Raw genomic sequence first — 12202 nt, 5'->3', positions numbered from 1 at the left:
AAAACACTTGACCACTACAACCGGATTGGCCATCCGAGGCCCAGCCTGCCATAGACATGATGTGGGTCGTTCTTTGCCCTTGCCACTCCCCGGCAGCCCTCAAGCGCGAGAGCTGGATGCACGACTCTGGCAGTGTGAGGCCTCTCTCTCACTGCCAAGCTTGTCGTGAAGAAATTCGATGAAGGTACTGATCCGTCGACTTGCATATCTGCCTTCCGGAAACACGGCGTACAGATTCACTTCAGGAATCCGATAGTCATTCAGCACAACTTCCAGTCGTCCGACCTCAATATCCTCTGCCACATCCACCATCGATTTAAATATCACTCCAGCCCCTGCGATCGCCCACTCGCGCAACGCGCCACCATCGCTGGCCATTCGGTTCCCCGCCACCGTCACGGAAAATACCTGCCCTGCCTCCTGGAACTCCCAATGGTTCTGGGGCGCTCCTGGGCGAGCGAGCACCATGCACTGGTGGGATGACAGCTCTGATGGGTGTTGGGGGCGCCCTGCGTCCTGCCAATAAGCAGGTGCCGCACACACAACACGATGGGTACTGACGAGACGTCGTGACGTCAAGCTTGAGTCCGCCATCGGCCCATGACGAATGGCCAGATCAAATCGTTCATCGACCAGGTCCAACACTCCATCGGATAGCACGAGTTCAAATTTTACTTCCGGGTGCTGTATCAGGAACTGATCGATCAGCCGTGGTAGGCGCGTGCGGCCAAAATCATTGGTCGCCGTCAGCCTGATGGTGCCACTCAGCGACCCTGTGCCCGAGATCCGCTCAAGAGCCTTGTCATACTCGGCCAGGATCCTTTCGCTGTCGTCTCGAAATTGTTCGCCTTCCGCCGTCAAATGCATGGCACGCGTTGTTCTGACGATAAGCTTGGCCCCGACCTGCTGCTCAAGCTTCTGTAAGGCTTGGGTGACCAATGACGGGGACTGGCCTCGCTGACGGGCCACCGCCGCCATTGACCCACGCTCACAGATATCCACAAAAAGTTTCATTAACGCCAAGCGATCCATTATTCACCATATAGTGAAGGATGAATTCATCAGTCGAGCATTTATTAGCAAAACAAACAATGCCACTGTCAGGGCCGACGTCATGGGCGACCCCTCCCATGATCATGCGCCACAGGACAGGAGAGTCTCATGAGCCAACATCACCTATTAGTCGCTGGTGCCAGTGGCGTCATCGGCCGTGCAGCAACATTGGCCTTTGAAGAGGCAGGATGGCGAGTCACGACACTCTCTCGCTCCTCAGAGGGTCCGGGAAGCGGACACCACATCAGCGCCGATCTCTTGGATATTGCCTCTTTGCGAGATGCAAGTGATGTACTGAGCAGCGTGACGCACGTATTTTACGCCGCCTTGAAACCGGATCCGGACCCTGCCACTGAAGCACAACAGAATGGCGACATGATGCGGCACCTCTTCCAGGTGCTTGAAGAATCCCAAGCGTCAATCGAGCACCAGGTCTTCGTACAGGGCGGGAAGGTCTACGGTGCTCACCTCGGGGTCTACAAAACACCGGCTCGAGAAGAGGACAGCCGGCATTTCCCCCCCAACCTGTATTTCGAGCATGAAGATCTGGCTCGCGAACTCGAAGGCAAGGGAATTCGTTGGACCGCATTGCGTCCCGACATCGTGATAGGCCATTCCCTGGGTTCAGCCATGAACCTCGGTAACCTTATCGGTCTCTATGGCACGCTTTGCCGGGAGCTCGGTGTTGCCATGCAATTTCCCGGTACGGCGCGTGCCTACGATATCTTGCTGAACATCTGCGATGCCGATCTGGTGGGCAAAGCCGCCCTGTGGGCCATCGCAGAGAACCAGCAAGGGCCCTATAACGTCACCAATGGTGATCAGATTCGGTGGCGCCACGTCTGGCCAGAGATCGCCAACTGGTTTGGGCTTGAGACCGGCGAGCCTCAACCTATTTCGTTGGAGACACGTCTCGCTGCCGTGTCAGGCACTTGGAAGACGCTTGCAGAGCGCCAAGGACTTGCCGAGACAGATATCGACAAGATTGCCCAAGGTGGCTTCGGAGATTTCATCTTCCATGTCGAAGAGGACGCTGTCTTTGATTTGACGAAGGCTCGCCAAGCCGGCTTTGCAGAAATGTGTCGCCACTCACCCCAGAGTCTCATTCAGCACCTTGAGGCCATGAAGGAACGCCGCCTGATCCCTTGACGTTTGATCACTCGACCCTCTGGTACGCACCTGCTCGATTCGCCCTAAGTGCTTGAGCGATGACGTACTACGGGGGCACTAACACGCTGACAGATAACCGCATGAGCCTACGCGGTTGCAGAGTAGACCGCCCCATGAGCGAGGGTCATAAAGCCTTCAAGTGACAGAAGTCAGGAGCCGTCACGACAATCAGGCCGCCTTCCATTAGCGAAGGTGGCCTGTCTCGTGCTGTCATCATGTATCGAACCATGATCAGCGCTAGCTTACAGCGTGAAGCCACCATCGACGGCGATGGCCTGCCCTGTCACGTGTTCGGCCTGGGCGAGGTAGACCACCAGCTGCCCCATGTCCTCAGGTGTCTGGGCGACTCCCTGGGGCAGCAGGCTCTTCTGCAGGCGCTCCCATGCAGCGGGCTCGCTTTCGCCTTCCTGACTCCAACGTGCCGAGAGCCCACTCTCGCCCCGCCACATGCCGGTGCCCACCACGCCCGGGCAGATCGCGTTGACGGTGATGCCTTCCGCTGCCACTTCCTTGGCGACGGCATTGGTAAAGCCGATGACCGCGAACTTCGAGGCACAGTAGTGCGACAGATCAGGAAAGCCGACCTTGCCGGCCATCGAGGCCACGTTGATGATCCACCCGACGCGGCGTGAGCGCATCACGGCGACCTCGGCCTGAGTACACAAGAAGGTACCTCGCGCATTGACGTTCATGACGCGGTCCCACTCCTCCACCGTCAGCGCATCGATGGAATGGATGCCGATGATGCCGGCATTGTTGACGGCGATATCGAGCGGGCCGAGTCCGACCTCTGCCTCTTCAATCAAGCGCCGCACGGACGCCGCATCCGCGACATCGACCTGTAGCGCCAGACACCGTCTACCCAGTGCCTCCACTTTTGCCGCCGTCTCGCGGGCGATGGCGAGGTCCAGATCCGCCACCACGACATCCGCGCCCGCCTTGGCCAATGCCAGCGCGATCCCCTGGCCAATACCGCGCCCACCCCCTGTCACCAGTGCAATCTTGTCGTTCAGTTGCATGAGTTGTCTCCTGAATCTTTCACCGAAATCTGCAAATGCTGCGCTGCTACCATGACGCTGGCAGACTGCCCAGCGCCACTGGCCTCAGCTCAGATGGTGGACTTCCTGAAGGCCGTAGACCGGCGTCGGAATACCCTCGAGCCGCGCCTTGAGCTGCAGCGCCAGATACTGGGAATAGTGGCGCGACTGGTGCAGGTTGCCGCCGTGGAACCATAACGCCTGCTGCTGGGTCGGCTTCCACATGTTGCGCAGCTCGCCCTCCCAGGGCCCGGGGTCCTTGAGCGTATCGGAGCCCATGCCCCAGCATTTTCCGACCTTGTCGGCGACGTCCTGCGAGATGATGCGTGCCGCCCAGCCATTCATCGAGCCGTAGCCGGTGGCATAGACGATCAGGTCAGCGGGCAATTCCGAGCCATCGGTCAGAGTGACCGAGCGCGGATTGATGCGCTCGATGCCGACGCCACTGCGCAACTTGATGTCACCATTGGCGACCAGATCACAGGCGCCCACATCGATGTAGTAGCCGGAGCCGCGGCGCAGGTATTTCAGGAACAGGCCCGAGTCGTCATCGCCGAAATCGAGCAGGAAGCCTGCCGCCTCCAATCGACGGTAGTAGTCGGCATCACGCTTGCGAATCGCCTCGAAGATCGGGCGCTGGAAGTCAGGCAGTATCCGGTAGGGGATCGAGGCAAAGATCAGGTCCGCCTTGTGGTGATCGATGCCGTTCTGCACTGCCTGCTCGGAGTAGAGCGGCCCCAGCGCCTCTTCCATCAGCGAGTTGGACTTCACCACATGCGTGGAGGAGCGCTGCAGCATGGTCACATCCGCGTCGTGCTCCCACAGCGCGGCACAGATATCGTGAGCGGAATTGTTGGCGCCCACCACGACCACCTTCTTGCCACGATAGGCATCCGGCCCCGGGTGCTGGCTGGAGTGTTGCTGCTCACCTTCGAAGGTTTCGGCCCCCGGAAAGTGCGGCACATTGGGCATGCCCGACATGCCCGTGGCCAGCACCAGTTGCTTGGGCCGCAAGGTCACGGGCTTGCCGTCGCGTACCACCTCGACCACCCACTCGCCGCTCGCCTCATCGAAGTGCGCGCTCTCACAAGCCGTGGAGTTCCAGTAATTGAGCTCCATGATCCTGGTGTACATCTCCAGCCAGTCCGCGACCTTGTCCTTGGGCGCGAACACCGGCCAGTTTGCCGGGAAGGGAATGTAGGGCATGTGGTCGTACCACACCGGATCATGCAGACACAGGGACTTGTAGCGATTGCGCCAGGCATCGCCCGCACGCGGATTCTTGTCGATCACGATGGTCGGCACATCCATCTGTCTGAGCCTTGCGGCCAGCCCGATGCCGCCCTGACCGCCACCGATGATCACGCAATACGGCTGGCGCTCGTAGCCCAGTTCAGCCTCTTCGCGCTGACGCGACTCAAGCCAGGTCTCACGCTGCTTGTTGGCACCATGCTCGGCGCCCTTGGGGCGTTGCATGCCCAGCGGCTCGGGGAATTCCTTGAGTTCGCGCATGGCGGTCAACAGCGTCCAGCAGCGCCCTTCCTTCAGGCGCAACAAGCCCTTGCCGCGTGCATCGGCGGTCTCGAAGGTGAACCAGGCTTCGACGATGCCGCCAACCTCACTGGCCTCACCATCCAGCTGCCAGCGAGAGGGAGCGACATGCTCGAGGGTCGCCGCGAGCATCGACTGGATCTCGTCCTTGCCCTCCGACGTCTTGAGATTCCAGGTGAAGGCGATCAAATCGCGCCAGTAGCATTCCTCGCCAAACAACGAGAGAACCCGGGCGATATCGCGCTGAGTCAGGGAGGACTCGAAATCATCGAGCCATTGCTGAGCGATCTGAGTTGGCGTGCGTGCGGTCATGTCGTCTCTCCGCGTGTTGTTGGATGTTGTAGTCACGCCTTCGATCCAAGGCATCAAGCATGCCAGCTTCGTCATGCACGACTGACAAAGCTCGTAAGCACTTGTCGTGAATGACAAAAATTCGCCACTACCGAATCACCACCCTCCTCGCCTCGCTGGGCTCTCCACCTTCCTTGTGACAACTGTACGCCGTACGCCTGACACGGGACGTTACACCTGTAACGCCCCGACCAAGGATGCAGGACAGGGTGATTGACGCTCCCGCCACACCGCATACGCTTGAAGGAGCACACGCCGCTTTCGCTATGGCCGCTGCTGTGACAACCGCGATTGCCACTTTCACAAGAGCCATCGCCACCTGCACAAGAGCCATAGCCACTATCAAAAGAGCCGTCCCGAGACGGCCAGCGCCGAGGCAGCCATGATTCACCAACTCGAAACGATGCAGCCCGACAAGCGGCAGCATATCCAGACCCTGATGCAACTGGGCGAAGGCCGCGACGCCTTCCCCGAGACGCAGCGCGATGTCATCCGTCGTTCCTGGCAGCGCTGTCTGGAGGAATATCAGCTCGACCCCAGCCGCCCTCGCCCGGTCCGTGTTCTCACCCAGCAGGCGCTGCGCGATCATCAGGAATCGGCGGATGAGCTGCTGCACGTGGCACGTGCCGGGGTGGAGCGGCTCTATAGTCAGATCGCACAACATGGCTATGCGCTGATCCTCACCGATCAACGCGGTATCGCGGTGGATTTCCGGGGCCAACGTGATCAATTGAGTGAGCTGCGGCGCGCGGGTCTCTATCTCGGCTCGGATTGGAACGAGCGCTATGCCGGTACCTCAGCGGCGGGCACCTGTCTGCACGATGGTGCAGCCGTCACCTGCCATCAGCGTGAGCACTTCGATGCCACCCACATCGACCTGACCTGCACCGCAGCCCCCATCACCGATCCCCAGGGCCGTGTGATCGCCGCCCTCGACATCTCGGCGCTGAAGTCGCCCCGCCCGCAGGAGAGCCAGACCTTTGCGCTCTCCCTCGTCACCCTGCATGCCCGCATGATCGAGGATGCCTACTTCCTGCATCGCTATCGGGATTGCCTGATCCTTCGCTTCGATACCGCGCGGGAATTCGTACACCTGAATGGTCGTGGCCTGTTTGCCATTCAGGAAGATGGCAAGGTGATCGCCGCCAACCACGAAGGCCGGCGCCTGATCGATGCGCATCTGGAGCGCTGGCCGCCGTGGACGGTCTCCACCCTGCCCGCCGTCACGCAGCTGTTCGATGGGGAGCTCAATGAGCTGTTGAGCATTCCGCACGCCAGCCGGGATCAGATTCGCGCCTTCCGTCTGCGGGCGGATGACGCCATCGTCTTCGTGACACTGATCGAGCCACGCGGCTATCCGGTGCGGGCCCTCCCCACCGTCAGCCAGCAGGATGACCCGGTGCCCGAGCTGGACCAGCTCGCGGGAGACGACCCTTCCATGCACCGGCTGCTCAAGCTGGCGCGCCGCATGCGCCATGAAAACGTGAGCATCCTGATTCGTGGCGAGACGGGAACCGGCAAGGAAGTGTTGGCGCGGGCGCTGCATGACAGCGGACCACGCGCCAAGTCGCCCTTCGTGGCGGTGAACTGCGCCGCCATTCCGGAATCGCTGATTGAAAGTGAACTCTTCGGCTATCTGCCGGGCGCTTCACGGGAGGAAGGCCCAAGGGCATGCGCGGCCTGATCCAACAGGCCGACGGCGGCACGCTGTTTCTGGATGAGATCGGCGACATGCCGCTGTCGCTCCAGTCACGCCTGCTGCGCGTGCTCGCCGAACGGGAGGTGTCGCCACTGGGGGCCGAGACGCCCATCAAGGTGGATATTCGCGTTATCACTGCCACGCATCGTGATGTCACGGAGCTGATCGCCAGCGGGCAATTCCGCGAAGACCTCTACTACCGACTCAACGGCGCCGAACTCCTGCTACCTGCACTGCGTGAGCGCGCCGATCGTCACTACCTCATTCGCAAGCTGCATGCGGAACTGCAAGCCGAACGCGAACAGTCACTCCACCTGCGCGCCGATGCCATCAGTGCGCTGCTGAGTCATCACTGGCCGGGCAACATACGCCAACTGCGCAATGCGATTGCCTTCGCGATGGCCACCGCGGAAGGCGATGAAATCACCCTGCATGATCTGCCGGAGGTCTGCCAGACCCACACCGGCAGCACCCGCGGGGCTGCCAGTCCGCTTGCCGCTGCCTCCCCCTTCGCATCCGGCGCTTCCTCGAACCCGGCCTCTCCAGCGCCCGCGTCTGCAGGGGCTGATGCGGGGACTGATGCGGACGCCAACGAACTGCTCGAGCTGTTGCGCCACACGGACTGGAACGTCAGCCAGGTCGCCCGCCAACTCGGCGTCTCGCGGCCCACCATCTACCGCCGCATGCGCCGCCATGGCCTGGTGGCGCCCAATCATCAGCCGCTCGCCTCATGAGCCAGCTGCATCTTCATGGCCGAGTATGGAGAACGTGAAGAGTGCATGAGGGTGTCGTGCTCTGAAACGTCAGGTGCTTGCCACACACAGGCCCGAGCGGAAGTTCGGGCCAGCGTGTGTGTTTCTCCATTCTTTCCCCCTTACCCCTCTTTCCCTTCTTACCCTTCTTACCCACTCCTCACGTCAACGTCTCTGCGGCTCACGTTGCGTGCTTGCTGAGCCCGCCTATCCCCGCTCGATTCGCCGGCTTTCACAACGTGCGAAATGACGCCCGCCCTCATCATGAATTTAACTCAACTTGAACATTAAAAAATCCAGTTTGTGTCATGGAGACAGGCACTAGATACTCACCTGCATCAGATCGTTGATGAAGACTTCCCATGACGCTGCACTTCACAGCCAGCACACGGAACGTGATGGCGAGCAGCGTGCCTCTCCCGGCATGGATGCGTTCTCACAGAGAGCAACCCGCTCACGAGACGCCTGAAAGATCACGGGAAGATGTCGACGACACAGTGAATTTTCTCTCTCAGGATCAGGGTGAACGCCATGAACAACGAATTCGGTTTCAGCATCAACAGTCTGCGCTTCGACGAGAACTACGTTCCGGCGGAAAACACCCGCCTGACCACCAACTTCGCCAACCTGGCGCGTGGTGAGAGCCGTCAGCAGAACCTGCGCAGCACGCTGAACATGATCAACAACCGATTCAATGCGCTGGCCAACTGGGACAACCCCAAGGGCGATCGTTACTCCGTCGAGCTGGACATCATCTCCGTCGAGCTGAATCTCGATGCCGCGCGTTCCGACAATGCCCTGCCGATCATCGAGATCCTGCAGACCACCATCGTCGACCACCAGACGAATCAGCGCATTGACGGCGTGACCGGCAACAACTTCTCGTCCTACGTGCGCGATTATGACTTCAGCGTGCGCCTGCTGGAGCACAACAAGGGCAAGGATTCCTTCAGCGTGCCGGAGCAGTTCGGCGTGCTGCACGGCAATCTGTTCCAGGCCTTTGTGGGTTCTGCTGCCTACAAGGAATGCTTCAAGAAGCCGCCGATCATCTGCATCAGCGTCTCGACCACCAAGACCTACCAGCAGACCGAGAACGTGCACCCGATCCTCGGGGTGGAATATCGCCAGGACGACGATTCCCTGACCGATGCCTACTTCAGCAAGATGGGCCTGAAGGTGCGCTACTTCATGCCGCCGGGCAGCGTTGCACCGCTGGCCTTCTACCACACCGGCGACCTGCTCAACGATTACAGCAATCTGGAACTGATCAGCACCATCAGCACCATGGACACCTTCCAGAAGATCTATCGTCCCGAGGTCTACAACGCCAATTCCGTGGCCGGTAAATCCTATCAGGCGAGCCTGAAGCAGCAGGACCATTCACTGACGCGCATCGTGTACGACCGCGAAGAGCGCAGCCAGCTCGCCATCGAGCAGGGCAAGTTCGTGGAAGAGAGCTTCATCAAGCCCTACCAGAACCTGCTCGAGCAGTGGTCCGCCAACTGGTCCGCCAACCGATAAATCCATCATCGGTCAGCTCACTGATCCGCAAACAGCGCGCGCTGATCGACGAACGACATTCGCTATCTGAACCATTCCAAGGACAAGGTTATTCATCATGACGAGATTACTCCCGACCTCCACCGCTGGCAGCCTGCCGAAACCGTCCTGGCTCGCCGAACCGGAGGTCCTCTGGTCCCCCTGGAAACTCGAAGGTGAGGCACTGGTCGCGGGCAAGCAGGATGCCCTGCGCGTCTCTCTGCAGGAGCAGCAGCACGCCGGGATCGATATCGTCAGCGATGGCGAGCAATCGCGTCAGCACTTCGTCACCACCTTCATCGAACACCTGAATGGTGTGGATTTCGAGAAGCGTGAAACCGTCAAGATCCGTGATCGCTACGAGGCCAGCGTGCCGTCCGTGGTCGGCCCGGTCTCCCGCCAGAAGCCGGTGTTCGTCGAGGATGCCAAGTTCCTGCGCTCGCAGACCGATCAACCGATCAAGTGGGCACTGCCTGGCCCGATGACCATGGTCGACACCCTCTTCGATGGCCATTACAAGAGCCGCGAGAAGCTGGCGTGGGAGTTCGCCAAGATCCTCAACGAGGAAGCCAAGGAACTCGAAGCGGCAGGCGTCGACATCATCCAGTTCGATGAACCGGCCTTCAACGTGTTCTTCGATGAGGTGAATGAATGGGGCATCGCCACGCTGGAACGTGCGATCGAAGGCCTCAAGTGCGAGACCGCCATCCACATCTGTTACGGCTACGGCATCAAGGCCAACACCGACTGGAAGAACACCCTGGGCTCCGAATGGCGTCAGTACGAAGAAGCTTCCCGAAGCTTCAGCAATCCAACATCGATATCGTCTCGCTGGAATGCCACAACTCCCACGTGCCGATGGAGCTGATCGAGCTGATCCGTGGCAAGAAGGTCATGGTTGGCGCCATCGACGTTGCCAATAACACCGTCGAGACACCGGAAGAAGTCGCCGAGACCCTGCGCAAGGCGCTACAGTTCGTGGATGCCGACAAGCTCTACCCCTGCACCAACTGCGGCATGGCCCCTCTCTCCCGTGAAGTCGCCCGCGGCAAGCTGCAAGCACTCAGCGCCGGTGCCGCCATCGTGCGCAAGGAACTCGAAGCACAGCGCTGATCGCTTGGCCGAGACACTGAACTGGCCAAGGTACAGCGCGAGCCAAGACACAGCACTGACAGATAGCGCCAGGCTAGTTCTGAACCGAATTGGCCCGACGATAGTACTCAAGGGTGAAAGTCGACGCGGCTGATACCGCCGCAAACAAAAATGGCCATCGTGAAGGATTCACGACGGCCATTTTTTCATCACTCTCACCCTTGCCCCCCAAGCGCCCAGTCCCGCGCTATCGCTACAGCCCCTTCCCCACGGCTGCTCGTTACCACCTCCCCACTCTCCCAGGATTTGCCATGTCACTCTCCGATACTGACACCAAAGCTGACACCACCATCGACCCCGCCAGTTTCCGTGAAGCCCTCGGCCACTTCGCCTCCGGCATCACCATCATCACTACCCAGGTCGACGACGAACCGATCGGCTTCACCTGCCAATCGTTCTACAGCGTCTCGATGAACCCGCCGCTGATCTCCTTCAGCGTCAAGGCAAGCTCGTTCAGCTACCCGAAGATTCGCCAGGCAGAACGCTTCGCCGTCAACATCCTCTCCAGCGAGCAAAGCCATGTCTCCAACCAGTTCGCCATGCGCGGCGCGGACAAATGGCAAGGTATCGACTGGCAGCTCTCTCCCCTCGGCAACCCGGTGATCGATGACAGCTTGCATTGGCTCGACTGCAAGATTCACGCTGAGCACCCCGCAGGTGATCACCTGATCGTGATCGGGGAAGTGAAAGGAATGAACCTGGATGTTGTAGGCACGGCGCAGCCACTGCTGTATTTCAAGGGGAAGTACGGGGGCTTGGCGGCGTCTGAGTGACATTCACTGGAGGCCATCTTGTATTTTGAACCATCTCTATGCACAAGTTCACGCATGGAATCATTGGGAAAATCAGTACTGGATTCATGGTGTTGTTCATCTGTGGCTATTGTTTCGATCATGAATCCATGATTACTCAGTATTTAAGAGTTCGAGACCTCCGAGATTTCCATGGAGCAATGCTCAGATAGCTACCTCCCTACGACCTAGTATTACGAGATAAGCCTCGTCGGTGGCAGGGAGTACACCCAGTAACCGGTCGTGCAGTACAATAATGCTTTAGAATGATTCAATTCTCAGGATTGGCTCTCGGCCAAGAGATAATCGTGGCGGTGCTGCCCATCGTATATCTCGTGGTGCCATCTTCGCCCTGTGATACGGGAGAGGTAAAGTTGGCCCGCCGCACTGCCCAGACGTTATCCTTACCGACGGTCATACCCCATAGTTCCAGCCCATGGACGGTACTGTCTATCGCTTGAGATACCTTGACCCAAGGCTTCCAGCTTTTTCCACCGTCACGCGTCTGGTAAGTGCCTATTCAAAATTAATCGTGCGCTCAGCGCCATAACCGTCGAGCAGCCGGTGCACCTCATCGCACAGGTGCTCAAATGACAGATATGCACTCAGTGGCAGCCATGCATACTCCTTATCTGCCAGCGTAGTTGTCACCTAAACGGATTGAGAGGTGATCAACGTGCGTTATTCCACAGAGCGTAAGGAAGCCATCCTCAAGAAGATGGCGCCGCCTATGAGCATGACCATCCCGGAATTGGCCAAACAGGAAGGCATCACTGCAACAACCCTCTACAATTGGCGGAAACAGGCCAGAGAGCGAGGACAAGTTTTGCCATCACGTTCCACCCAGCCCGACCAGTGGACCAGCCAGGAGAAGTTCCAGATCGTCCTGGAGACGGCCCCGATGAACGAGGCCGAACTCAGCGCCTATTGCCGCGAGCGTGGGCTCTACCCCGAGCAGGTGGAAGCCTGGCGGGATGCCTGCATGAACGCCAACGACGACGTGGCAGCGCAGGCCAAGCAACAACGCCAGGCTCGCAAGGCGGAGCAAAAGCGGCTCCGTAAGTTGGAGCGCGAGCTGCACCGCAAGGACAAGGCCCTCGCCGAGAC

At 59.5% G+C, this 12202-nt stretch carries 7 protein-coding genes and 3 pseudogenes; 6 read left to right on the top strand and 4 right to left on the bottom strand.

What is annotated here, in order from left to right; genetic code table 11:
• Nucleotides 1–99: 99 nt before the first annotated feature.
• Complete coding sequence (locus BF12_RS0111890; protein ID WP_211242444.1) at nucleotides 100–1014, bottom strand: LysR family transcriptional regulator; 915 nt, start codon at nucleotides 1012–1014, stop codon at nucleotides 100–102.
• Between the two features lie 147 nt (nucleotides 1015–1161).
• Here BF12_RS0111890 and BF12_RS0111885 point away from each other — a divergent pair, with 147 nt between their 5' ends.
• Complete coding sequence (locus BF12_RS0111885; RefSeq protein ID WP_024952471.1) at nucleotides 1162–2202, top strand: SDR family oxidoreductase; 1041 nt, start codon at nucleotides 1162–1164, stop codon at nucleotides 2200–2202.
• Between the two features lie 263 nt (nucleotides 2203–2465).
• Here BF12_RS0111885 and BF12_RS0111880 read toward each other — a convergent pair whose 3' ends face one another.
• Together BF12_RS0111880 and BF12_RS0111875 are read right to left on the bottom strand one after the other, a co-directional pair.
• Nucleotides 2466–3242 carry an SDR family NAD(P)-dependent oxidoreductase gene (locus BF12_RS0111880; RefSeq protein ID WP_024952470.1) on the bottom strand — a complete coding sequence of 259 codons (777 nt, stop codon included), beginning with the start codon at nucleotides 3240–3242 and terminating at the stop codon, nucleotides 2466–2468.
• Nucleotides 3243–3326: 84 nt separating this feature from the next.
• On the bottom strand, nucleotides 3327–5123 hold the full coding sequence (locus BF12_RS0111875; RefSeq protein WP_024952469.1) for an NAD(P)/FAD-dependent oxidoreductase: 1797 nt from the start codon (nucleotides 5121–5123) through the stop codon (nucleotides 3327–3329).
• Nucleotides 5124–5544: 421 nt separating this feature from the next.
• On the opposite strand from BF12_RS0111875, the pseudogene BF12_RS19865 reads away from it, so the two are divergent.
• The 4 genes and pseudogenes from BF12_RS19865 (at nucleotide 5545) to BF12_RS0111855 (ending at nucleotide 11077) form a co-directional block, all read left to right on the top strand.
• Nucleotides 5545–7595 (top strand): annotated as a pseudogene (locus BF12_RS19865) (sigma-54-dependent Fis family transcriptional regulator).
• Between the two features lie 549 nt (nucleotides 7596–8144).
• On the top strand, nucleotides 8145–9134 hold the full coding sequence (locus BF12_RS0111865; protein ID WP_024952468.1) for a DUF1852 domain-containing protein: 990 nt from the start codon (nucleotides 8145–8147) through the stop codon (nucleotides 9132–9134).
• 97 nt (nucleotides 9135–9231) lie between these two features.
• Nucleotides 9232–10265 (top strand): annotated as a pseudogene (locus tag BF12_RS19860) (methionine synthase).
• 290 nt (nucleotides 10266–10555) lie between these two features.
• Nucleotides 10556–11077 (top strand): flavin reductase family protein, encoded by a 522-nt coding sequence (locus BF12_RS0111855; protein WP_024952467.1) that lies wholly within the window; start codon nucleotides 10556–10558, stop codon nucleotides 11075–11077.
• Between the two features lie 534 nt (nucleotides 11078–11611).
• Here the strand turns inward: BF12_RS0111855 and BF12_RS22050 are convergent.
• Nucleotides 11612–11722 (bottom strand): annotated as a pseudogene (locus BF12_RS22050) (IS630-like element ISHsp2 family transposase); the annotation flags it as partial.
• A 40-nt stretch (nucleotides 11723–11762) separates the two neighbouring features.
• Here BF12_RS22050 and BF12_RS0111850 point away from each other — a divergent pair.
• Nucleotides 11763–12202, top strand: a 440-nt coding sequence (locus BF12_RS0111850) for a transposase (protein WP_156941172.1), incomplete at its 3' end; no start/stop codon positions are given.

It is taken from the genome of Cobetia crustatorum, assembly GCF_000591415.1.
GTDB lineage: Bacteria > Pseudomonadota > Gammaproteobacteria > Pseudomonadales > Halomonadaceae > Cobetia > Cobetia crustatorum.
This window is presented reverse-complemented; position numbering and strand designations above follow the sequence as displayed.

Excerpts from the sequence above, each read along its gene's own strand:
- BF12_RS0111890 (WP_211242444.1), bottom strand. The coding sequence starts at position 1,014 with ATGAAACTTTTTGTGGATATCTGTGAGCGTGGGTCAATGGCGGCGGTG.
- BF12_RS0111885 (WP_024952471.1), top strand. The coding sequence starts at position 1,162 with ATGAGCCAACATCACCTATTAGTCGCTGGTGCCAGTGGCGTCATCGGC.
- BF12_RS0111880 (WP_024952470.1), bottom strand. The coding sequence starts at position 3,242 with ATGCAACTGAACGACAAGATTGCACTGGTGACAGGGGGTGGGCGCGGT.
- BF12_RS0111875 (WP_024952469.1), bottom strand. The coding sequence starts at position 5,123 with ATGACCGCACGCACGCCAACTCAGATCGCTCAGCAATGGCTCGATGAT.
- BF12_RS0111865 (WP_024952468.1), top strand. The coding sequence starts at position 8,145 with ATGAACAACGAATTCGGTTTCAGCATCAACAGTCTGCGCTTCGACGAG.
- BF12_RS0111855 (WP_024952467.1), top strand. The coding sequence starts at position 10,556 with ATGTCACTCTCCGATACTGACACCAAAGCTGACACCACCATCGACCCC.